The organism is Marinobacter sp. tcs-11 (assembly GCF_002049515.1).
Taxonomy (GTDB): Bacteria; Pseudomonadota; Gammaproteobacteria; order Pseudomonadales; family Oleiphilaceae; genus Marinobacter; species Marinobacter nauticus.
In genome coordinates this window covers 29,340-50,782 of record NZ_LLYU01000008.1, presented here as the reverse complement: position 1 = coordinate 50,782, position 21,443 = coordinate 29,340, and the positions used below count along the sequence as shown (strand labels likewise).

At 58.7% G+C, this 21,443-nt stretch carries 20 protein-coding genes; 12 read left to right on the top strand and 8 right to left on the bottom strand.

Annotated elements, in window-relative coordinates; all coding sequences use genetic code 11:
* The first annotated feature begins 26 nt into the window (after positions 1–26).
* Both ARC85_RS10655 and ARC85_RS10650 read left to right on the top strand, forming a co-directional pair.
* Positions 27–2,531: a circularly permuted type 2 ATP-grasp protein gene (locus ARC85_RS10655; protein WP_022992435.1), complete on the top strand. Its 2,505-nt coding sequence runs from the start codon at positions 27–29 to the stop codon at positions 2,529–2,531.
* Between the two features lie 10 nt (positions 2,532–2,541).
* Complete coding sequence (locus ARC85_RS10650; protein ID WP_014422409.1) at positions 2,542–3,495, top strand: transglutaminase family protein; 954 nt, start codon at positions 2,542–2,544, stop codon at positions 3,493–3,495.
* Positions 3,496–3,534: 39 nt separating this feature from the next.
* On the opposite strand, the gene ARC85_RS10645 is transcribed toward ARC85_RS10650, so the two are convergent.
* The 6 genes from ARC85_RS10645 to ARC85_RS10620 form a co-directional block, all read right to left on the bottom strand.
* Entirely contained in the window at positions 3,535–4,149 is a 615-nt protein-coding gene (locus ARC85_RS10645; protein ID WP_286714837.1) for a DUF2894 domain-containing protein, read from the bottom strand.
* Between the two features lie 2 nt (positions 4,150–4,151).
* Positions 4,152–4,805: an OmpA family protein gene (locus ARC85_RS10640; RefSeq protein WP_011786471.1), complete on the bottom strand. Its 654-nt coding sequence runs from the start codon at positions 4,803–4,805 to the stop codon at positions 4,152–4,154.
* On the bottom strand, positions 4,805–6,877 hold the full coding sequence (locus ARC85_RS10635; protein WP_286714836.1) for a DUF802 domain-containing protein: 2,073 nt from the start codon (positions 6,875–6,877) through the stop codon (positions 4,805–4,807). Before ARC85_RS10635 ends, ARC85_RS10640 begins: the two co-directional genes overlap by 1 nt.
* A complete protein-coding gene (locus tag ARC85_RS10630; RefSeq protein WP_153740695.1) occupies positions 6,874–7,560 on the bottom strand; it encodes a DUF3348 family protein in 687 nt (228 codons plus the stop codon). The genes ARC85_RS10635 and ARC85_RS10630 overlap by 4 nt, the downstream gene beginning before the upstream one ends.
* 90 nt (positions 7,561–7,650) lie before the next feature.
* Positions 7,651–8,673, bottom strand: coding sequence for a hypothetical protein (locus tag ARC85_RS10625; protein ID WP_153740696.1), 1,023 nt, complete (start codon positions 8,671–8,673; stop codon positions 7,651–7,653).
* A 68-nt stretch (positions 8,674–8,741) separates the two neighbouring features.
* A complete protein-coding gene (locus ARC85_RS10620; RefSeq protein WP_228285522.1) occupies positions 8,742–9,515 on the bottom strand; it encodes an SGNH/GDSL hydrolase family protein in 774 nt (257 codons plus the stop codon).
* Between the two features lie 255 nt (positions 9,516–9,770).
* On the opposite strand from ARC85_RS10620, the gene ARC85_RS10615 reads away from it, so the two are divergent.
* Together ARC85_RS10615 and ARC85_RS10610 are read left to right on the top strand one after the other, a co-directional pair.
* Positions 9,771–10,730, top strand: a complete 960-nt coding sequence (locus tag ARC85_RS10615) for a DnaJ C-terminal domain-containing protein (protein ID WP_226596563.1) — start codon at positions 9,771–9,773, stop codon at positions 10,728–10,730.
* 11 nt (positions 10,731–10,741) lie between these two features.
* Positions 10,742–11,086 carry a chaperone modulator CbpM gene (locus ARC85_RS10610; protein WP_286714835.1) on the top strand — a complete coding sequence of 115 codons (345 nt, stop codon included), beginning with the start codon at positions 10,742–10,744 and terminating at the stop codon, positions 11,084–11,086.
* A 33-nt stretch (positions 11,087–11,119) separates the two neighbouring features.
* On the opposite strand, the gene ARC85_RS10605 is transcribed toward ARC85_RS10610, so the two are convergent.
* On the bottom strand, positions 11,120–11,296 hold the full coding sequence (locus ARC85_RS10605; RefSeq protein ID WP_286714834.1) for a DUF6435 family protein: 177 nt from the start codon (positions 11,294–11,296) through the stop codon (positions 11,120–11,122).
* A gap of 183 nt (positions 11,297–11,479) precedes the next feature.
* Here ARC85_RS10605 and ARC85_RS10600 point away from each other — a divergent pair, with 183 nt between their 5' ends.
* The 6 genes from ARC85_RS10600 (at position 11,480) to ARC85_RS10575 (ending at position 18,482) form a co-directional block, all read left to right on the top strand.
* Positions 11,480–13,420, top strand: a complete 1,941-nt coding sequence (locus ARC85_RS10600; protein ID WP_286714833.1) for a methyl-accepting chemotaxis protein — start codon at positions 11,480–11,482, stop codon at positions 13,418–13,420.
* A 169-nt stretch (positions 13,421–13,589) separates the two neighbouring features.
* On the top strand, positions 13,590–15,020 hold the full coding sequence (locus tag ARC85_RS10595) for a DUF5666 domain-containing protein (protein ID WP_199452450.1): 1,431 nt from the start codon (positions 13,590–13,592) through the stop codon (positions 15,018–15,020).
* A 79-nt stretch (positions 15,021–15,099) separates the two neighbouring features.
* Positions 15,100–15,945: a DUF6502 family protein gene (locus tag ARC85_RS10590; protein ID WP_023008538.1), complete on the top strand. Its 846-nt coding sequence runs from the start codon at positions 15,100–15,102 to the stop codon at positions 15,943–15,945.
* Complete coding sequence (locus tag ARC85_RS10585) at positions 15,942–16,343, top strand: hypothetical protein (protein ID WP_014422396.1); 402 nt, start codon at positions 15,942–15,944, stop codon at positions 16,341–16,343. Before ARC85_RS10590 ends, ARC85_RS10585 begins: the two co-directional genes overlap by 4 nt.
* A 39-nt stretch (positions 16,344–16,382) precedes the next feature.
* On the top strand, positions 16,383–17,885 hold the full coding sequence (locus tag ARC85_RS10580; RefSeq protein ID WP_286714832.1) for a DUF5666 domain-containing protein: 1,503 nt from the start codon (positions 16,383–16,385) through the stop codon (positions 17,883–17,885).
* A 3-nt stretch (positions 17,886–17,888) separates the two neighbouring features.
* Positions 17,889–18,482, top strand: coding sequence for an acyl carrier protein phosphodiesterase (locus ARC85_RS10575; RefSeq protein ID WP_286714831.1), 594 nt, complete (start codon positions 17,889–17,891; stop codon positions 18,480–18,482).
* On the opposite strand, the gene ARC85_RS10570 is transcribed toward ARC85_RS10575, so the two are convergent.
* Entirely contained in the window at positions 18,465–19,430 is a 966-nt protein-coding gene (locus tag ARC85_RS10570) for an NAD(P)H-dependent flavin oxidoreductase (RefSeq protein ID WP_286714830.1), read from the bottom strand. The genes ARC85_RS10575 and ARC85_RS10570 overlap by 18 nt on opposite strands.
* Before the next feature lie 123 nt (positions 19,431–19,553).
* Between ARC85_RS10570 and ARC85_RS10565 the strand changes: the two genes are divergently transcribed.
* Entirely contained in the window at positions 19,554–20,282 is a 729-nt protein-coding gene (locus ARC85_RS10565) for a DsbA family protein (protein WP_286714829.1), read from the top strand.
* A 122-nt stretch (positions 20,283–20,404) separates the two neighbouring features.
* On the top strand, positions 20,405–21,424 hold the full coding sequence (gene trhO, locus ARC85_RS10560) for an oxygen-dependent tRNA uridine(34) hydroxylase TrhO (RefSeq protein ID WP_286714828.1): 1,020 nt from the start codon (positions 20,405–20,407) through the stop codon (positions 21,422–21,424).
* Positions 21,425–21,443 lie beyond the last annotated feature (19 nt).

Genomic DNA, 21,443 nt, shown 5'->3' with positions numbered 1-21,443 from the left:
ATTGACTAACGGAGCCCGAATTCACGGTGGCGAAGCAGCGCGCAGTAACGGACATCCTCCGCCAGTACCATCCGGTGCCGGATCGGTTTGATGAGCTTGGTTCCCTGGGTTCCGGGCCAAAGCCCCATTGGCGGCCGTTGTTGCAACAGTTGAACCTTGAGTCGGTCGCCGGTCTCAATCTCAGGGCTCAGGCGGTTTCCAGCGCGATTGCCGAAGACGGGGTAACCTACAACGTCTACGAAGATCCCCGTGGCGATACCCGGCCCTGGGAGGTCGATCTGCTGCCGCTGGTTCTGGGCGCGGATGAGTGGCAATGGCTTTCGAAAGCGGTCGCCCAGCGAGCTGAACTGCTGGACAGCGTTCTGGGCGATCTGTATGGCGATCAGGCGTTGCTCAAAGAGGGGTTGATGCCGCCGGCCCTGGTTTACGGTCAGGCTGGTTTTCAATGGCCCTGCCAGGGCATACAGCCGGTGAGTGGCCGCTTCCTTCACCTTTATGCAGTGGACTTGGCGCGGGCGCCGGATGGCGGCTGGTGGGTGATGGCGGACAGGACCCAGGCCCCTTCGGGGGCGGGTTACGCCCTGCAAAACCGGTTGGTCATCTCCCGGGCGTTCCCCGCGCCCTTCCACAACCTGCCAGTGACCAACCTGGCGGAATTCTTCCAGGGGTTCCAGAACAGTCTTGCGAGCATGTCTCCGGCGCGAAATGAGACCGCGTTGTGTGTGCTTCTGACACCGGGCCGTTTTAACGAAACCTATTTCGAACATGTATTTCTTGCCCGCTACCTCGGTTTACCTCTGGTGGAAGGTCAGGATCTCACCGTGCGCGATGACACGGTCTACCTGAAAACACTTCAGGGCCTGCGTCGTGTGCATGCCATCTATCGCCGGCTCGATGATGGCTTTTGTGATCCGCTGGAACTCCGTGCCGATTCCGTGTTGGGTATCCCCGGCTTGCTGGGTGCTGTGCGAGCCGGCAAAGTGCTGATGGCAAACGCCCTGGGTTCCGGCGTTCTTGAAAGTGCGGCGCTGTTCGGTTTTCTGCCGGAGATTTCAAAAAAACTGCTGGGTTCACCTCTGGCTATGCCATCCGTGGCCTCTTGGTGGTGTGGTGAAAAACCCGCGTTGGACTATGTCATTGAGCACCTAGATGAACTGGTCATCAAACCGGCATTTGCGAGTATGCGCATGGAGCCGGTGTTCGGTTATCAGATGAAGGGGGCAGAACGGACCGCACTCATCAAGAAGATGAGTGCCCACCCCCATGCTTTTGTCGGGCAGGAGTTGGTTCACCTTTCTCAGGCCCCGGTCTGGAAGGGTGATCAGAACCAGCCGCTGGCAACCCGGTCTATTGGCCTGCGCCTGTTCGCGGCGGCCACGCCCTCCGGCTGGCGGGTGATGCCCGGTGGATTGACCCGTGTCGCCATGGATGAGGGCGTGGAGGTCATCTCCATGCAGCGGGGCGGGTTGTCGAAGGATACCTGGGTACAGTCGCGTTACACTGCGCCATCCAAATCGCTGATCAAGAAACGGTTGCAGGTTTCCGACCTGCTGGATGGCGAGCGGGACACGCCGTCCCGTGTGGGCGAAAATCTGTTCTGGATGGGCCGACATTCTGAGCGGGCGGAAGGCACGGCTCGCTTGCTGAGGGCGGCGTTCAACCGGTTGTCGGGGCATGATCAGGCCAGTGAGGAGGCACTGCTTGGGCTCCAGCAGGCGGCCGAGCAGTTCGGTACCCTTCCTGAGCCGGAAAAAGATGCCGTACCCGAGCCCCTCCCCGAGGCTTTGCTGAGAGCAGTAAGTGACCAGGAATCCCCGGGGTCGATTGCGTCGATCATCCAGGCCTTGCTGTTCAATGCCAGCCAGGTCCGGGATCGGTTATCCACAGACAACTGGCACACACTCAACCGGGTCGGGAAACCTCTCAGTCCGGCGCCGGCGACGCCAGAACAATCAATCCGGGCGTTGAATCTGGTGTTGCTGGATTGCATATCGCTGGCTGGATTTGCCATGGATGACATTACGCGGGACGCCAGTTGGGTTTTTCTGGTGATCGGGCGGCGCCTGGAGCGGTTGGCCAATCTGTGCACCCTGATTTGTGTGCCGCTGTTCAGTGACCGTTTCAGTCGTAACGCCATGCTGGAGTGGCTGCTGGAAGTGGCAAACTCGGAAGTGACCTACCGGACCCGATATCGCCGGACACCAGAGCTTCTGGGGGTGCTTCACACCATTGTGATCGACGCGAGCAACCCCCATTCTGTGATGTTCCAGTTGCGCCAGTTGCAGAAGGATTTACCCGAAATGGGTCAGAAAACCGGACAGCTGTTTTCCCCGGATCTGAACGACTCCCTGCGTCGTTTACAAGGGTTGGATCTGCACCCGTTTGAGCGCAAGCATCCGGATCAGGCCTGCGGAGCTCTGGCAGAGCTCTTGTGTGATATCCGGTCAGAAGCCTATCGTGTATCGGATGAAATCCAACGGCAGTGTTTTATTCACACCCGGTATTCCGACCGGCCGGTGAAAGCGGATTAAGGCGCCTGTCATGACATTTGTCCGTTACCATGTGCGTCATGAGACCCTCTACCACTACGACCAGGTGGTGGGTGAGTCTCATCACCTGCTCAGGCTGACTCCGCGGGCGCTGCCCTGGCAGAGGAATCTTGAGCATCACCTGGCGATCTCACCGGATCCATCGGCACGTCGTTCCTTCCTGGACTGCTTTGGCAACCGGATTACCAAGATTCATTTCACTGGTGATCACGACTATCTGGAGATCATCAGCGAGTTCTGGGTGGAGCTGCGCGATCGACCGAAGCCGTCGGCAACTGCGGCAAAAGTACCCTGGGAAAGCGTGCGTGACAGCCTGCGGTATCGGGCGGACAGGACGTTTTCGCCGGAACATCTCGAAGCCACGGCGTTCCGGTTTGTGTCCACCAACGTACCCATCGATTCCCAGTACGCCGCTTATGCACGCGAGGCATTTTTCCCCGGACGCCCCCTGGTGGAAGCAGCGGATGCCCTGATGCGGATGATCCATCGCGACTTCCGCTTCGATGCGACGGCGACCGAAACCTTCACCCCTGTGGAGCAGGCGTTCAAGGCCCGTCGTGGGGTCTGCCAGGATTTCTCCCATATTATGATCGCCTGCCTGCGTTCGGTGGGACTGGCGGCCCGTTACATGAGTGGTTATATCCTGACTCACCCGCCCGAAGGAAAGGAGCGGCTGGTCGGTGCCGATGCCACCCATGCCTGGGTAGCGGTGTTCGTGCCGGATTTCGGTTGGCTGGAGTTGGACCCCACCAACGCGCTGAGGCCCGACCTGGAGCACATTACCCTCGGCTGGGGGCGAGACTTCTCCGATATAACGCCGATGCGGGGCGTGTTGCTGGGCGGTGGTGACCATGAACCGGAGATTGCCGTGACCGTTGTTCCGGAGGAGGAATTTGCCTCGCTATACGGGGATGGAGAAACCTACCTGGAAGAACTCTCTCCCTGAGTTGAGGCCGTCATTGCCAGGGCTGGAACAAAAGCGTTTCTAGCCCTTTCTCGCCAGCCGCTCCAACGTCAACAACGTATCGGTGTAGCGAGCAAATCGTGCCAGATACTCCGGTGACAACGTCTGCATCTCAGCAATAGCCCGGCTTACCAACCGATGCGCGTTCATCGGTCCCGCTTCTTTCGGTGTGCTTTCAATGGCGTGTCGAATTCGCTCGGCAATAACGTGATGGCCCTGGTTCGCCTGGGCTCTGATCATGGCTTTCAGGGGGCGCGGGTTATTGGGTACTGAGGCTGGATGGGCCTTTGGCGGGTCTTGTGGCGACTGCCCGAACACCCGTTGTTCCAGAACCGACTGTGGCGCTTCAACCGATGCCTCTGGGGTTTCATTCAGCTGGTTCAGCAACCCGGAAAGAGGCGAATTGCCGCCGACATCGGGTGTGGGCTCATCGCGCTGCCCGGCACTGTCCAGCCCTGCCTGATAGTCCGATATCGCCTGTTCCAGCTTCCGCCAGTGCGTCGTTCCCTTATGCAGCCCCTTTGCGCGCAGTCTCTGCTCGAAAGACTCCAGATAGCGGAACCGAACCGGGTCATTCTGATGGGCGCCGTTTTGCCTCAAGCTTTCCAGCAAGGAGGGGCCGGGGGCTTCGCTCATGGTCAATCACCTTCCCCGGTTTCAGTATCCTCAGCCGACGAAGGCGCCCGTGGCACGGTACTGATTTCCACCCGCCGGTTCTGGGCCCGGGATTCGGCATCGACATTGGGTACGGCCGGGTGGTGAGGACCAAAGGCGGCAGCGAATACCCGGTCATTGGGCAAGCCCAGCTCTGTGAGGGTTCGGGTAACCGTCAGGGCCCGCTGGGCCGACAGGCCCCAGTTATCCTGATAACGGTTGCCCGGATGCATCGGCAAGTCGTCGGTAAATCCGCTCACCATCAGCAGTTCATCGTGCTGTTCCAGGTAGGCCTGTAACGGGCGAATCAGTGATTCCAGTACTTCTTCACCTTCGGCCTGCAACTGGTCTGAATTCAGCTCGAACAATACGTTACCGCTGATACCGATACGGCCATCGCGGAACGTCACCAGACCTTTGGTGAGAGGGTCTTCAAGAGCTTGCTCCAGGGCCATCCGGCGCTGTTCTTCCGCCTCCCGTTTCTCGATCTCCTCGGCCAGGGACTGGCTCAGTTCCAGCTGAATGCCGATCACCCACACCAGAATCAGCGCCAGAATACCCACCAAAGCAGCCATCAGGTCCGAGAAAATGGCCCAGACCGGTGCCGATTGTTGTTCGCCGCCTTCCAGCTGTTCCATCACCCGGCCTCGCTGGATTCTGCCCGGCGCAGTGCCGCAGCGGCATCAATCACATCTTTCTGGGCACTGACGCTGAGATCAATCACTTCGCGGGCCTGGGCGACGTAGTAGGCCAGTTGCTCATCGTGCCGATTGCCGGCCTTGTCCAGCGCTGCCTGGATATCCGCCAGGCCGGCGATGACCTGCTGGTTGGACTGGCTGAACAGCTCAATGGCCTGCATGAACGCATCGCTCAGGGCGCCCACTTCCTGGCTGCTGCCGGTAATGTCGTCGCCCAGTTTGCCCAGTTGCTGGCTCTGTTCCTGGATCAGGGTGTTGAAGCGTTCGCTGATGCCGGTCAGGGTTTCGCCAGCGCCGGTGATCAGGGTATCCACCGCCTCCCGCTGACTGTCAGCGGTGCTGCGCTGGTTCTCCAGCAGGGTGTCCAGTTCCTGAACCAGTCGCTGGCGTTCCTCCAGCAGCTCGTTTTCCCGCTCGCTGTTGCGGGCGATTTCCGACTGCAGCTGTCGGATCACCTCGGCGGCGGCCTTCGGTGTTTCCGAGGCGGTCTCAATCAGGCGGGTCATGGGCGCTTCCAGTGCAGTGCCCAGTTCACTCAGGTGGCGTGCTGCTGTGGCTTCCAGTTGTTCCATTCGCTCGTTTGCAGCCCGGGCTCGTTCGCTTTCCTGTTCCCGGAGTTGATCGAGCTGAGCGCCAACGGTGCTGACCAGTTCTGCCAGCCCGGCCTGTTGCTGCTCAATCAACCCGGTGCTGCTGGTCTGGAAATGGCTTTGGTATTGAGTCAGCGCCTCATTGAATGCTGCCAGCATGTCGTCACTTTGAGTCTGCTGGCGGGCCAGACCGGCCTGCCAGTGTTGCGACACCTCATCTCCGGCATTGTTCAGGCGTTCACAGCTCTGTACCAGTTGTTGCTGTTGTTCCTTGAGCCAGGTTTGGTGCTGGTCGTTGATGGCGCCAAGCCAGGTGTGGAGTTGTTCCTGCAACTGGCTTTGACTTTGTTCGTTCTGCTTTGAGAGGGTCGCCAACGTCTCCTGGTTCTGGGCCTGTTGTGCAATCAGATTCTGCTGCCAGCGTTCGCCGGCTTCTGCAGTGGTTTTCTGGAAAGCGGCGGTCAGTTCCGCTAACTGCTGGCGGGCATCATTAGCCCAGCTTTGTTGAAGGCTGTGAGCATCTTTCTGAAGCTGCTCCATGGCATGGATAACAATGGGCTCAATCCGTTGCGAAGCCTGTTTTGCGCTGTCATCCAGCGCCGATTTCAGGGATTGGGCCACAGAATCGGCCAGTGTCTGGTAGTGGCGGCCGACCGTGCTGTGGAATTCCTGCTGGTTCCGGGTCAGGGACTGTTCCAGTTGCTGGCCAAGTTGCTCCATGCGCGTCGTCATGCGTTCCATGGCCGAGGCCATTTCGGGCAAGGCTTTGGCCTGGCTCTCCAGAGCCTGAAACGCCTGATGGCGTTGATGGTCTGTAGAAAGATGATGCAGCTTGTCTCGCAGCGCACTATCCAGGGCGCGGGACGCCTGCAACCGGTCCCGGCGGCTCAGGGTAGAGGCCAGCCCCAGCATGGCGGAGGCGGCCACGCCGGCAATGGAGGTGCCGAAGGCGAGACTCAAACCGGCAATCGGTGCGGCCAGTGCGCTGCGAATAGCGCTCAGTTCGGTACTGTTATCCAGGGCCGAGGCGGCGCCGCCAAGAGTCACAATCATGCCCGCAAAGGTGCCCAGCAGGCCCAGCATCACCAGCAGGCCGGTCAGGTAGGGTGTCAGTTGCGGGCCGGGTAATGCGGCGGCATGGCCCTCGATTCGCCGTTGCACCGGGAACTGCATCGGGGCGGGCAGTGTGCCAAGCCAGTGGTTAAGCTGCTCCTGGCTTTCAGGTAGCTGATGAACCTGTGCGCTCAGTTCGCGGGTTTGTCGGCGGAAATTCACCAGTTCGCCAAAGCCGAGACAGTAAACGGCGCCAATCAGCCCGGTAAACGCCAGCGCCAGCAGGTCGGAACCGACAAATCCGGCACCAATCCAGGCTACCACGGCCAGGCCGATGGCAAACGCCAGGGTAAAGAACAGTTTACTCATGGGGTGTTGTTAACCTCTTTGTGGCAAGCCTCCAGCAAACCCAGAACCGGTTCCAGCCGAACATCCAGTTCAGCGAGTAACAAAGACTGCGCTTCCTCGCAGTAACGGTGGAACCAGTCGGCTGTTGTGGCCGGGGTAGGGCTTTGCTCCGGGGTGGTCGATCGGTGCTCGAATCGTTGTTCAAGTACCTTGGGAATATGGGAAAAACACTGTGCGGTATACCCGGCCATCGTTTGATCAAACACGGCGTCCAATTCGGCCAGGTGGGCCAGCTTCGGGCCCTGATCTTTCATCGATTTTCGAACCTTGTCCCTCAACTGACGGCTGTTGGCCGCCACTTTGCGTTGGAGTGCGAGCCAGGCATTGAGAGCGGCTTCAAGCTCGGGTTCACCGTCAAACTCCAGATCGGAGCCAAACCCGCGAATACGCTGAACCAGTGCCCTGCGTATTGTCGCCAGCTCATCGGTTAACCGGTCTACCACGGCGCCCTGAGGCGTGCCTGGCTGTTTCGCCCGATAACCTATGGCCGCATCCAGGGTCATGGTGTCGCCCAAGCCGAACAGCCGGCTCAGTCGCTCACCAAAGCAGGGAAGTTGCTCAGGCGCAGCAAATGCCCCGGATCGGGACAGTTGATCTAGCAGTGCATTTCGGGGCCCTATTGGGGCACGGTTTTGCTGGGTCATTGGTTTACTGATTGACCGGGCCGTTTGGTAGAAAAGGACGCTATTCTACTGGCTAAGACCGATGAAACATAATGACCGTAGGGAAAGTTGCTAATTCAGCCCGTAGCGGCGTTCGCGCTCAAACCGGAAAAAGCCCTCTTCCTCTTCCCGTTCGATGGTCGGAGCAGAAAACCCGAAATGTTCCTGGCGAAGATCCGTTAACGCGGCCTCCAGTTGGTCGCCGTTCAGGCGGTTCTCCAGGGCACGTCTTTCGGCCATGTAAGCTCTGCCTTTCTGCCATTTTTCCTCCCGGCGCTGGTCTTCCTCGGCCAACTGTCGAACGGTTTCTTCGGAGTAGCCTATCTGGCGGCGCAGAGCGTTGATGGTTTGCTGGCGTTTGTCTGCAGGCAGGCTGGCGAGTTGTTGTTGAACGCTATCCATGGAGAACAGGGCATGGCCGGTCGCACCGGAACCCGCCAGTTGCCGGGCCAGATCGGCACCATAGAGTTCGTCTGCGGTGGTCTGTAGCTGGTGAGCCAGTTCGGTCAGTGGCATCTGGTTGGCCTGGTCCAGCCGCGCCAGAGTCTGCTGGAACTGGTCCGATTTGGCTTCCACCGGGTTCTGCTCCTCGGCCCAGATCTGGCTTGCCAGGGGGCCGAAAATCGCTTCGCGTTGCTGCCAGAGTTCGGCGTAGCGTTCCATGTCCGGCAACCCCTGTAAACGAAGCTCGTGATTGTCGAGCCACCGGTTATACAGGTCCAGCTTGGCCATTAACGCGAAAATGCTGTCGGCCAGTTCCGGAAAGGCCGTGGTGACGGCGGACTGGAAAAGCTCGTCACCGGCATCCGGATAACGCGTCAACAGGTTTCGGCGTTCGTTATACAGACGTGCCTGGGTGGCCGGCTCGGTGATGGTGTCGCCGTACAGTTCCAGGTACTTAACGGCCAGTTCAACAACGCGTTGGTCGCCGCTTTGGGTTGGCTCGGTGGTGGGCGTCGCTGCCGCACGCGAGGGGGTGGAACCATTGGGTGCTTGCATAGCCGCCGGCTTTGATGACTCGGGCCAGTAATGAAAACCGCCCGCAATCACTAAGGCCAGGGCACCGAGCGCCAATACGGAATTGAGTGGTTTCATTGCAGCTGTCCTGCCAGTGGTATTGCAGAATGTGGTCCCGGCCGATGCTCGGCCGGGACGCTGGGGCTTCAGAGAAGCGGTTGCAGTTTCGGCCAGATCAGATCAGCGATCTTTTTCGATCCACTATCCGCCGGGTGGATACCATCAAAGATGATGTCCCGGTCGTTGATCACCCAGCGCGGATCCACAAACGTGCAGTCCAGTACCGAGTTCTCGCAGGCCCGGGCCAGTGTGGCATTACCGTAGTCGACTGCCTCTTTCATGTCGTCCAGCCGGAACAGGCCGTTCTTGGTGTAGTAGTAGCCGGTCAGAATGCCGTTCTGAACGCCGGCTTCCGCCATCTCGTTCAGGAAATCGACGCCTTCCACATAGATATCATCGATGAAATCCCGGCATTGCTGACTCAGGCGCCCGAAGCGCCACCAGGGTGTCTTGCAGTTGTTGGAGTTGAAGGCAATCGCCGGAATCAGAATGTCATTCCCGCCGGCATCACCCACAATGGTTTTGATATCCGGGTTATCGGTAACTGCTTCCCGGAACTGATTGGGAATGGACGGGGCAATCAGCTCTCCGGACAGCTCTGCACCGGAGACCGTGTAGCGCCGGAAGGTTTCGCCGGCTTTGGCCTCCAGCTGATTCTGGATTTCACCGGAGAGGGCAAAGATGGAATCACCAACGAAAACCACCTGGTCGTTGTCGGCGTCGGTGACCTTGTCGTTGCTGAGCAGATAGCCGAGCTCACTGCAGCCGGTAAACAGCAGGGCCGCGCCCAGCGCCATGGCTGGCTTGAAGGTTTTGCCCAGGAACCCGGGCAGGAACGAACGGTGTTCATTAGTTGTCATTGTTTGAACTCCTTGTGTAAGGGATAGACGGTCCGTCTATGGGTACTGCCTATTCAATATCGTCCACAGGCGCCGGTTTGCAGAATGGGAGAAGGGGCTTCGCGGTTGTCAGATCCGGCCATCTGGCGGTCATTGTGAACCGCATCTCACTGCTTGACCTGCCTCAAATGTCGCTCAGCCACGGCTTGTATTTTTTCCATCAGCGTCAACTATAGGTAATCAGAGAAACCTCTTTGGTCAGATGCGAGGAGCGCCATGGATTTTAAAGACTATTACGCCGTCCTCGGTGTGAGTGAGTCTGCCACACCCGAGGAGATCAAGAAGGCCTACCGTAAGCTGGCGCGGAAGTACCACCCGGATGTCAGCAAAGAGGCCGACGCGAGCGACCGTTTTAAAGATGTGGGCGAAGCGTATGAAGTGCTCAAAGACCCCGAGAAACGGGCCGAGTACGACCAGTTGCGCAAGTACGGTGCCCGCGCCGATGGCTCATTCCAGCCGCCACCGGGCTGGCAGAGTGCCTCCGGCTTTGGCGGTGGAGGATACACCGAGGCCGACGCTCGCCAGTTCAGTGATTTTTTTGAGGAAATCTTCGGCGGTGGCCGGCGTGGAGGCTTCGGGGGTGGCGGTTTTCACCAGAGCATGAGAATGCGGGGCGAGGATGTGCATGCCCGGCTGGCCCTGTTTCTTGAAGAAGCTTTTAACGGTTGCGAGAAACAGGTGTCGTTCACGGTTCATGAACCGGATGACCATGGCCGCCTGATACCACGCCAGAAAACCCTGAAAGTAAAAATCCCTGCGGGCATGCGGGAAGGGCAGCATATCCGGCTGAAGGGCCAGGGCGCACCCGGAATTGGTGGAGGTGAGCCTGGCGATCTGTTTATCGAAGTGGAACTGGCGCCCCACCCTCACTTCAGTGTTGAGGGCCGGGATGTGCTGGTTACCGTGCCGATTTCGCCGTGGGAAGCCGCCCTGGGGGCAACGGTCACAGTGCCAACGGTGACCGGAAAGGTGAATGTGAAGGTGCCGAAGGGGGCCACCAGCGGGCGCAAACTCCGGCTCAAGGGCAAAGGCTTTCCGGGCAAACACCCGGGCGACCAGATTGTGGTACTGCAAGTGGCCATGCCCGAACAGCACACGGCGGAAGCCGAAGCACTCTACGAGAAGCTGGCTGAGCTGGAGAAAGGCTTTAATCCGCGCAGCAAGCTGCACGTGTGAGGGAGGCGAACATGACGAGCAAAGACCGGATTCTGATGGTGGAAGTCACCGACACCGATGGCAGCACCTTCTCGCTTCGGGAAATCTGCGAACGCGGGGACTGTCATGCAGAGTTTGTGATCAAACTGGTGGACTATGGAGTCATCGCGCCACTGGACGAGGTGCCGGAAATGCGCCAGTGGCAATTCGACGTGGCCGCGCTGAGTCGCCTGCAGAAAGCGCTGCGCCTGCAGCGGGATCTCAAACTCAACCTGCCGGGGCTGGCGATGTCGCTGGAGCTGCTGGATGAAGTTCAGGACATGCGGCGGGAGGTGGACCGTCTGAACCAGCGCATTCGTCAACTGATGGGCGAGTAGGCGTATTATTGTCCCGGGGGCTGAACGCCTGTTTCAGCGCCCGGACTTTTCCAGTGCCTGTATTTCGGCGTAAATCTTTTCCGCCTCCTCCATCAGCGTGCCGTGACTACGCAAATCGCCATTACGCTGTGCATGCAGCGCTTTGGCGAGCTTGTCCTCATAGGCTTTCTGCAGTTTTTTCTTCGGGTCGCCCTTCAGAAATCCCAGCATGGCTGGCTTCTCCTCTTGTTCAGTGTTTCAGCATATACGCTGTCGGGCCGGCGTAGTTCACTCCAGAACCTGGATTGCTGCCCACATAGGCCCGCCTTTTGCTATACATAAAGACAGAAACTCGGCAGGGAGCCGGCTGTCGGTGTGCAGGATGCTTTGCGCGCGAACACTAGCGGAGTCCCTATGTCCATACGTTTTTTCAAACACCTCGTGACCAGCCGTCTGTTGCGGCCGGTGTTCATTGCGCTTCTGGTTGCTGGCCTGATACAGGTCGTTGTCAGCCAATGGTTGATATCGAACCAGGTTGAGCGGCTGGTCGAAACCGCAGGCACCGCGCTGGAAGCCAGCAGCAATAATGTCAGCGCCTCGTTTGGTGAAACCCGGGAAGATGTCCGGGGCCGGCTTGAGCGCATGCGCCAGAAAACCACCGACGAACTTTCCGCGGAACTCACCCGCCAGCAGACCGAGCAGCAGGAGCGTGTGGCCGGTAATGTTCGTACAGCCGTTATGGCGGAAGCCCAGGGGCTTGCCGAGGTGCTGGCTGCCGTCGCTGCGCCTCTGATCTGGGATCGTGACATCCCCCGCCTGACCGATCTGGTGGAACTGGCCGATGCCAGAGAGTCTGTTCTGTTTGCGATTTACTACGATCAGTACGGTGAACGTCTGACCCGCTATGTGGATCGCACGGACGATCGTGTTCGCACTCTTATGGAGCAGGGGGAAGGTCGTGGTGCTGCAAATCGGGTCCTGGATGCTGCCAGCCGGGATCCCGATGTGGTGATCATCAGCGCGGATATTGCGCCACAGGGTTCGGCTATTGGAGAGCTGAAACTTGGGTTGTCGCTTGAGGGCATCAATCGTGACCTGACTCAGCTAGAGGCGGAATTCGGAGCAACCATTGCGGGCAGTATTGATGCACTCAGGGAGACACTTGGCACCGAAACGGAGCAGGTGAACCAGCGGTTACAACAGCAGCTCGCAGCCATGGACACAGAAACCCGCACGAGCATGAATAACACCGTGCAGGCGTTGAATGACGAAGCCGAGAGTCTGTCCACCAAGCTGTCGCTTCTGGCGGTGGTGTCGGTCGTAACCCTTGTTGTGCTTGTGGCCCTGGTGCTGGGCGGCGGCGTATTGCCCAGGGTTTACCGCCTTAGCCAGGCGATCTGGGGGATTGCCGATGGCGAAGCCGATCTCACCCGGAGAGTCTCCCTTAAAGGCAATGACGAACTGACCGAAATGGGGCACGGAGTAAACCGGTTTATTGCTCGGATCCAGGAACTGGTCTCAGACGTCAAGGCGTCGGCAGAGTCCGCCGCCGGCCAGGCGCAGGCCCAGCGGGATATCAGTCGCCGCGCCGTGGCCGCGGTGAATCGTCAGGAGCAGGGTGTCGCCCAGGTTTCCGGCACCATGGAGATGATGTCGCGCAGCATTTCCGAAGTCGCCGGTGATGTGCAGGATATCGCCGGCGAAGTCCGGAATGTCAGCGCCGAAAGTGCGGCCACGGCGGAGATCTCCCGAGAAGTGCGTGATCGTCTCGACAGCGTCGTGCGGAACGTTGAGCAGGCGGTCGCGGCGGTCAATCAGTTGGATACCCAGAGCAAAGAGATTGGCTCGGTATTGTCCGTGATCGGAGCTATCGCGGAGCAGACCAACCTGCTGGCACTGAACGCCGCCATCGAAGCGGCGCGGGCTGGCGAGTCCGGTCGAGGGTTTGCGGTGGTGGCTGATGAAGTACGCACTCTGGCCAGCCGAACCCAGGAGTCGACCACCGAGATTCAGGCCATTATCGAAAGGTTGCAGCAGGGCAGTCGTCAGGCCGTCAGCACCATTAACGATGTGTCCGGTCAGGTCGCGGAATCCTCAACCGAGTTCCACCGGGCCGATGAGCACTTCGACCGCATTAACCAACTGCTGGCCAGCCTTCAGCAGCGGGCCCTTGAGATCTCCGGGGTGGCGGAAGATCAGAGTGGGCACGCCAGCGAAGTCAGTGTCAGCGTGCGTGAAATCGCCGATTCCTCCCGGGAAACCGTTGATTCCATAACGCAATCGGACGAGGCCAGCGGTGAAATAGCAAGCACCCTGTCGGCCCTGCAAACAAAGGCATCCCAGTTCCGGGTCTAGCAGACCCGGACACGTTTCCAGAAACGATTCACGAAATTTTCATCTTTCCTGACTGGACAAATTGAAAATTTGGGATTATTTTCCCATTTAATTGTTTGGGAAAAATATCCCAATTATTGTGGCGCTGAAAAATGCGCCGGATTCTGTCAAATCAGTCGGGAGAAGGAAGATGAAGCGCAACGGACTTTCAAAAGCGATCAAGTTGGTTCTGGTTGGTACCTTGGCCGGCGGTCTGGCCGCCTGTGGTGGCGGTGGCTCCGGCTCCTCCGGTTCAGTGGGTGCGAGTGGCAATGCCGAGGGCACCAGCGTTGGTGCGGTGACCGGTTTTGGTAGCGTGTATGTCAACGGAACCCGGTTTGCGACCGATGGCAGCGTTAGCAGTGACGACGGCATTGAGCGTGAGGGCCAGCTTGAAAAAGGCATGGTGCTGAAAATCAAAGGTGGCTGGGACGAGCGGGGCCAGGGCCAGGCCGACGCTGTGTTCTATGACGACACCCTGAGGGGGCCGCTGGTTGCGGCAACCTGGGATGCCACTGCCAGCACCGGACAGCTGGAGTTGCTGGGGCAGGTGGTTGTGCTTAACAACCAGACGGTATTCCGCGGAGCCACACCGGTTGAGCTTGCGGCGGCGCCTGCCAACTATCGGGTTCGGGTAAGCGGCTGGCGGCTGGATGACGGCAGCTTCCGGGCCAGCTTCGTGGGTGCTCGTCTGCTGGGCTCGGATTTTGACGATGTGAATGAGGCTGAACTTGAAGGCGTGGTCCAGAACCTGGATGCGCAGTTGCATACCTTCACCATCAACGGTTTTACAGTGGATTACACCAGCGCGGTCGCGGATGACGATTTCAGTCTGGACCAACTGGAGAACGGGCTCGCGGTTGAAGTGGAAGGTCAGCTCAACGCAGACGGCGATGTCCTGCTCGCCGAAGAAATTGATGATGAGGACGACCTGTTTGACGATAACGACGACGTTGAAATTTCCGGTGATATCTACGATTTCGATGCGTCTGCCCGCACCTTCCGGATTAATGGCGTTCTGGTGCAGCTAAACGCTGAGACCGAGTTTGACGACATCAGCGAGGGCAGCCTCCAGGATGGCGTGTTCGTGAAAGTCGAGGGTGATTTCCGCAACAACACCCTGCTGGCGGAAGAAGTGGAAGGCCAGGAAGGCGATGCGGAACTGGACGGCATCATCCAGGAGATCGATCTGGACAGTGAATTGCTGGTGGTCAGTGGCGTTCGCGTTCAACTCACCGCAAATACCCTGATCGACGATGATGACAGTGATAACGACCTGCGTAATCGGGTTGATGACATCAACGCCTTCAGCGTTGGGGACTATGTCGAGGTGGAAGGTCGTCAGCGTACTGATTACCTCGAAGCCTTCACCATTGAGCGGGAAGACAGCGACGAAGATGATAACTTTGAGCTGGAGGCCAGAATCGATGCCATTTCTGATACGTCACTGACCGTGATGAATCTGGAAATCCTGCTGAATGACTTCAGCGTTGCGGGTCTTCAGGTTGGTGATGAAGCCGAGGTTGAGTACGACCAGACCATCGGCGGAGAGTATGTGTTGACCGCAAACCCCGAAAACTGAGGTTGAAGGACACAGGTTGCGGGGGATACCGCAACCTGTGTCTGGTTTTCCGGGGCAAGATGGGAATACAATCCCAAACATGACTGATGCCAAATCCAATCCCCTGCACCAAGCGCTGTTCCGCATTTTGCGCCCCATGGCCAGACTGCTGTTGCGCAATGGCGTACCGTTCGGCGAATTCTCTGAGCTGGTGAAAAGGGCGTATGTGGAGGCTGCGTTGGAGGATTTCTCTGACGGGCGCCGCAAACCAACCGATTCCAGAGCGGCAGTGATGACAGGCCTGACCCGCAAAGAAGTGCGAAAACAACGAGAGATATTGGCGGGGCAAAGCCCGGTCAGCGAACGAACCTCTCATGCCAATCGCGCTTCGCGTGTGGTGTCCGGATGGGTGCACGATGAGACCTATCAGGCTGCGAATGGACAGCCCGCGGTGCTGGCATTCGAGGGCGCCGGGAGCTTCAGTGAGCTGGTTCGAAAATACAGTGGCGATATGACTCCCAGAGCGGTACTGGATGAGCTCCAGCGGGTGGGGGTAGTCGCGGTTGAGCCGGATAATGGGTTCCTGATCCTGAAACAGCGGGCGTATGTGCCGGCCGGAGACAGCGAAGAAATGCTCCAGATCTTCGGAGAGGACGTATCTGATCTTGTAGCCACTATTGATCACAATCTGGTGAGTCGGGATGTCGGGCGTGAGCCGCTGTTCCAGCGCACCCTGACCTATAATGAAATACCACCAGAGGTGATTACTGCGTGGCGTGAACAAGCCGCAAGGCAGTCCCAGGCCCTGCTGGAAGATCTGGACAGCTGGTTAGGGCCTCACGACCGGGGAGTATCCGGCCAGGAGGGCGGCGAATCGGTACGGACCGGCGTCAGCATTTTCTATTTTGAAGAGCCGGTTCAGACGAACAAGAGCGGAGACGAATGATGATGGCTCTTAATGTCCCGACCGGACAGCCCCCGCGCTGGCAAACCACCGAACTGGTCAGCATGCTGCTTTCACCGGGCGCCCGTCAGGTGGTGAGATACTGGCTGAGTTCCGAGCATTTCCTGGATGAGCAGAACCACCCGAGGGTGGTGCTTGCAACGCCCCATGAACCCCATTCCTTTGTTGACCTGGTGCAAATTGCCAACCCAAACCTGGTGCCTTCTGTCGTGCTTGCGGAACTGCTTCGAAAGGGCATTGTGGAAACCCTGGAGAGCGGTCACGTTCTGTTAAAGAGAAGCGCTTATGCTCCCTGGGGTGCTACCGGTTCACTGAGCCTGGGCAATTACGATGATTTTGTTGACATCGACAAGCTACGACGACGCCACAACGACAGCTGACAATCAGTGGCGGGCCCGGATGGCCTGCAGGAGAGAATAATGTTCAGAGCAGTAACGCTTCACAGAATGCTGAAACTGGCCGCCGCACCGATCGCACTCGGCGTGTTGAGTGCCTGCGGCGGTGGTGGCGGTGGTGTCGACGTTGCCGACGGCGGCATCCGAGGCACTGGCTCCAGCGTTGGGCCGGTTTCCGGTTTCGGCAGTGTCTTCGTCAATGGCGTGAAGTTTGAGACGGATGGTCGCGTCAGCAGTGATGACGGCATTGAGCGTGAAGACCAGTTACAGGAAGGCATGATCCTGAGGATCGAAGGCGAGTGGCGGGTTGATGGCCGGGGGAATGCGGAGTCGGTCGAGTACGACGATACCTTCCGTGGTCTTGTCGCCAATCTGACCCAGACCCTGGATGCCGACGGTATGGTCGAATCGGTGCAGTTCACCATCTACGGACAGACTGTGGTTGCCGACCAGCAGACGGTGTTCAAGGACATTGCGCTTGAAACCCTGGCAGACGGCGCTTTCGTGCGCATCAGTGGCTGGCGTGAGCCGGACCCCAACGGCCGGTACCGGGCAAGCCACATTGGTTTGATGACGCAGGACGAAACCAACGTAGAGATTGAAGGCCGCATTGACGAGGGTTCATTGCAGCTGAATCTGAATCAGTTCAGCATTAACGGGCAGTCGGTCTCTTACACTGACAGCGCGTTCGCCGGGTCGCTGACGGAAGCCGATCTGGCCGATCTTCTGCTGGTGGAGGCCGAAGGTACGATCTCCAATGGCGTATTGATTGCCCGGGAAATCGACGAAGGCGAAACCCGTCGCTACCGTCGGGGCTCCGGCGATGACATTGAGTTTTCAGGCCCTGTGAGCACCGACTACAACGCATCGACCCGATCCTTCCACATCAACGGCCTGATCGTCTTTGTCGACGATAACACCGAGTTTGATGATGGCTTGTCGGCCTCGGATCTGACTGCCGGCATGCTGATACAGGTTGAGGGGGATTTCCAGGACAATGGCTCCGTACTGGCTGAAGAAATTGAAGCTCGGGAGGGCAACGCGTCAGTAGACGGTGTCCTCGACGTCAACACGCTCAACTTCAACGACCAGACCTTCCGGGTTGGTGGTGTGTTGGTGCAGCTCACGCCACGGACGATCATCACCGACGATGACAGCGATCTGCGTCTGAAACTGGCGGACCTGAACGGCAGTTATCAGTTGGAAGTGGAAGGGATTGAGCGGCAGTCCGGCTCTGGCGTTGTGCTTGAAGCGATAAAGGTTGAGCGCAATGAGGAAGACAATGGGCCAGCGGCGGATCGTGAATATGAAAGCCAGGGTCAGCTCACGCACGTGCAGGGGACTGTGTTCACGGTACTGGGAATTGATGTGCAAACCACGATAAATACCCAGTTTGAAGGCACCAGCCGCGACGAGTTGATTGATGCCTTCGATGCCGGGCAGCGGCCGGTACTTGAAGTAGAGTATCGTGAGCCAACACCGGGCAACTTCGTGGCCGATGAAATCGAACTGGAAAGCGAAGACTGAGCCATGAACCACCTCGCCCACACCTTCCTCGCACCGGACTCACCGGAGGCGAGAGTGGGCAGTATCCTCGGGGATTTCACCCGGGGACTGGACTGGGATCATGTGCCGTCGCCGGTGCTTGCAGGCGTGCGGCACCACCTGGCGGTTGATGTATTCACCGACCAGCATCCGCAGGTGCTGGCCAGCAAAAGCCTGTTCTCAAAAGAGCGCCGGCGCTTTGCTGGAGTGGCCCTGGATATCCTCTACGACCACTTCCTGCTCCGGCACTGGGAGCAGTTCAGCGACTGGGATAAAGATACCTTCATCCGGACCGTATACCGGGAACTGCAAAGCCACCAGGCGCTGATGCCCGACAACATGGCGGTGGTGACCCGCCGCATGGTCGAACACGACTGGTTTGGCGCCTATCAGGATCTGGATAACATCGGTTATGCCCTCGACCGCGTGGCCGGCCGGATCCGCTTTGCCAACCGGTTTACCGGCATCATCGACGAAATTCGGGACAACGAAGCCGAACTGGAAGGCCATTTTCTGGCCTTCTTCCCTGAACTTCAGGCCTTCGCCAACCGCTATCCGGAATCACCCCATCAGGCGTGAACGGGCCTGCTGATACTCCGCTTCCAGGCGCTGAACCAATGCTTCAACCGACACCACATCATGAATCTGGCTCACGCCCTGGCCGGCTGACCAGACGGTCTTCCACGCTTTGGCTTCATCGTCCATGGGCTTGAGCTTCTCGCCGTAATTCACATCGCCGGCCTGGTTCAGCTTCTGCATATCAAAGCCAGCGGCTTCCAGACTCTGGCGCATAAAACTGGCCGGTACACCGGACACCGCCGGGGTATAGATGATATCCGCTGATACGGCTTCGATGATCATGTTCCGATAGGCATCTTCCGCTTCCGATTCCTCGGTATTGATAAACCGTGTGCCCATATAGGCCAGATCCGCCCCCAATGCCTGGGCTGCCAACAGATCCTCTCCGTGCGACAAACCGCCGGCCAGCAAAATGGTGCCATCGAACACCTCACGGATTTCGTGCACCAGTACAAACGGATTGGTGGTGCCGGCATGGCCACCGGCGCCGGCGCTGACGGCGATGATGCCATCCACCCCGGCTTCCGCCGCCTTGCGGGCGTGTTTCTGATTGGTGACATCGTGGAATACCAGCCCGCCGTAACTGTGCACGGCTTCCACCACCTGACTGGCCGCGCCCAGGGAGGTAATGACAATTGGCACCTGATGCTTTACGCACAGCTCAAGATCCGCTTGCCAGCGCGGGTTGGTGCGGTGAACCACCAGATTCACGGCATAGGGCGCGATTGTCGCGCTTGGTTGCTGCGCCTGCCATTGCGCCAGCTCGTCATTCATCTGCACCAGCCATTGCTCGAAACCCTCACTGCTGCGCTGGTTCAGGGCCGGAAAGCTGCCTACGATGCCGGCTTTGCAGCAGGCAAGGGCCAGGCGGGGCGAGGAGATCAGAAACATGGGGGCGGCAATCAATGGAAGACGAAGTGCATTGTTGAGTTGTGCAGGAATTGGCATGTTGAGTCCTTGATTTTTATTGGAACTTTCTCAAGCTATGGGGGATCTTAGCCTGTTCCCGCAGAGCCGCGAAACCGGTTTTCTGAGATAGTATGTAATCAACCTCCAGACAAGGAGCCCGTCATGGGTGAAGCAAAACGACGCAAACAGACCGGCGCCCCCTCGCCACGCAACACGCAGGGCCGCAAATCACTGATCATCGTACTGTCACTGGTGATCGGGGTGGCCGTCATCGCTGGCCTGTACTTCGTCACCAAACCACCGGCTCCCAGCTCCGACGCACTGCCCGTGGCGGCCCCCAACGCCGATGAATTCCCGGCCATTGTTGACCAGTACGGCATTTCCGTTGGCAACGAAGACGCTCCGGTTGTCGTTCGCGAGTTCGCCGACTACCAGTGCCCGGCCTGCGCCCGCTTCGCCGAAGCCAGCCAGCGCCTCAAGAAGGAATATGTGGAAACCGGCAAAGTCCGTTTCGTCTATTTCGACCTGCCTCTGCGCCAGCACCAGAACGCCATGCCCGCCGCTCTGGCCGCCCGTTGTGCGGGTGATCAGGACCAGTACTGGGCCATGCACGACAAACTTTACGGTTCCCAGTTGGACTGGAGTGGCTCCAACGACCCGACGGCGACCTTCACCCGCTACGCCAACGACCTTGGCCTGGAAGAACGCCGCTTTCGCCGCTGCATGGAAACCGAACTGCATCGGGAAGCCGTCGAGCAAAGCCTGCAAGTGGCCGTCCAGCTCCGGGTTGCCAGCACGCCGACCGTCATGGTCGATAACATCCAGTTGACCCGGCCCGGCTGGGGCCAGTTGTCGGCGGTTGTAGAACGGGAGTTGGCCAAAGCGGAGTAATGCGGCCATCCCCAACTTGCATCGGGGGCGCGGTTGATTAAACTTTGCCCCCTCGCGCCCACCGGCCGTGACAATGATCAAACCATGCTCCGGATTTACGATCCGGCCCGCAGGAGAAAACCATGAGCAACGAAATCGTCGTCTGCGCACTCTACAAGTTCGCAGTCCTCAATGATTACAAAGATCTACGCCAGCCCTTGCTGAACCTGATGCTGGAAAAAGGCGTCCACGGCACCCTGCTGCTGGCCCGTGAAGGCATCAACGGCACCATCGCCGGCAGCCGTGAAGGCATCGACGCCGTCAAAACCTGGATCGCCAGCGACGACCGCTTTGAAGGCGTGGATTACAAAGAATCCTTCGTGGAATTCCAGCCGTTCAAGCGCACCAAGGTCAAACTCAAGAAAGAAATCGTCACCATGGGCGTAGAAGGCATCGACCCGAAACGGGTGGTTGGTACCTACGTAGACCCCAAAGAATGGAACGACCTGATTTCAGACCCGGAAGTGCTGCTGGTCGACACCCGTAACCAGTACGAAGTCGAGATCGGCACTTTCAAAAACGCCGTCAATCCGGCCACTGACACCTTCCGCGAGTTTCCCGAGTATGTGAAGCAGAACCTCGACCCGCAGAAGCATAAGAAAGTTGCCATGTTCTGCACCGGCGGTATCCGCTGCGAGAAGTCTACGGCTTATCTGAAAGAGCAGGGCTTCGAAGAGGTGTATCACCTCAAGGGCGGCATCCTGAAGTACCTGGAAGAGGTTCCTCAGGAGCAGAGTCTGTGGCAGGGTGAGTGTTTCGTATTTGACGACCGGGTAACGGTGAATCACAACCTGGAACGTGGCGAATACGACCAGTGCCACGCCTGTCGCCGGCCGATTACCGAGGCCGACAAGCAGCGCCCGGAATACGAACAGGGTGTCAGTTGCCACCAGTGCATCGACAGCCTGACCGAAGAACAGAAAGCCCGTTTCAAGGAGCGTGAGCGCCAGATGCGCCTGGCCCGTGAGCGGGGAGAAGAACACGTCGGCGGCGAGGCCGCACGCATTATTGCTGAGCGAAAGGCCCGCAAGAAGGCCGAACGGGAAGCACAGGCGCGCAGGAGTCTGGAGGGGGAAAAGCAGCGTAAGTCTGTTGTGAATTAACAGCCCCTGAGTAAGGAGA

Coding starts and splice junctions, on each gene's coding strand:
- ARC85_RS10650 (WP_014422409.1), top strand. CDS start 2,542: ATGACATTTGTCCGTTACCATGTGCGTCATGAGACCCTCTACCACTAC.
- ARC85_RS10645 (WP_286714837.1), bottom strand. CDS start 4,149: ATGAGCGAAGCCCCCGGCCCCTCCTTGCTGGAAAGCTTGAGGCAAAAC.
- ARC85_RS10640 (WP_011786471.1), bottom strand. CDS start 4,805: ATGGAACAGCTGGAAGGCGGCGAACAACAATCGGCACCGGTCTGGGCC.
- ARC85_RS10635 (WP_286714836.1), bottom strand. CDS start 6,877: ATGAGTAAACTGTTCTTTACCCTGGCGTTTGCCATCGGCCTGGCCGTG.
- ARC85_RS10630 (WP_153740695.1), bottom strand. CDS start 7,560: ATGACCCAGCAAAACCGTGCCCCAATAGGGCCCCGAAATGCACTGCTA.
- ARC85_RS10625 (WP_153740696.1), bottom strand. CDS start 8,673: ATGAAACCACTCAATTCCGTATTGGCGCTCGGTGCCCTGGCCTTAGTG.
- ARC85_RS10620 (WP_228285522.1), bottom strand. CDS start 9,515: ATGACAACTAATGAACACCGTTCGTTCCTGCCCGGGTTCCTGGGCAAA.
- ARC85_RS10615 (WP_226596563.1), top strand. CDS start 9,771: ATGGATTTTAAAGACTATTACGCCGTCCTCGGTGTGAGTGAGTCTGCC.
- ARC85_RS10610 (WP_286714835.1), top strand. CDS start 10,742: ATGACGAGCAAAGACCGGATTCTGATGGTGGAAGTCACCGACACCGAT.
- ARC85_RS10605 (WP_286714834.1), bottom strand. CDS start 11,296: ATGCTGGGATTTCTGAAGGGCGACCCGAAGAAAAAACTGCAGAAAGCC.
- ARC85_RS10600 (WP_286714833.1), top strand. CDS start 11,480: ATGTCCATACGTTTTTTCAAACACCTCGTGACCAGCCGTCTGTTGCGG.
- ARC85_RS10595 (WP_199452450.1), top strand. CDS start 13,590: ATGAAGCGCAACGGACTTTCAAAAGCGATCAAGTTGGTTCTGGTTGGT.
- ARC85_RS10590 (WP_023008538.1), top strand. CDS start 15,100: ATGACTGATGCCAAATCCAATCCCCTGCACCAAGCGCTGTTCCGCATT.
- ARC85_RS10585 (WP_014422396.1), top strand. CDS start 15,942: ATGATGATGGCTCTTAATGTCCCGACCGGACAGCCCCCGCGCTGGCAA.
- ARC85_RS10580 (WP_286714832.1), top strand. CDS start 16,383: ATGTTCAGAGCAGTAACGCTTCACAGAATGCTGAAACTGGCCGCCGCA.
- ARC85_RS10575 (WP_286714831.1), top strand. CDS start 17,889: ATGAACCACCTCGCCCACACCTTCCTCGCACCGGACTCACCGGAGGCG.
- ARC85_RS10570 (WP_286714830.1), bottom strand. CDS start 19,430: ATGCCAATTCCTGCACAACTCAACAATGCACTTCGTCTTCCATTGATT.
- ARC85_RS10565 (WP_286714829.1), top strand. CDS start 19,554: ATGGGTGAAGCAAAACGACGCAAACAGACCGGCGCCCCCTCGCCACGC.
- trhO (WP_286714828.1), top strand. CDS start 20,405: ATGAGCAACGAAATCGTCGTCTGCGCACTCTACAAGTTCGCAGTCCTC.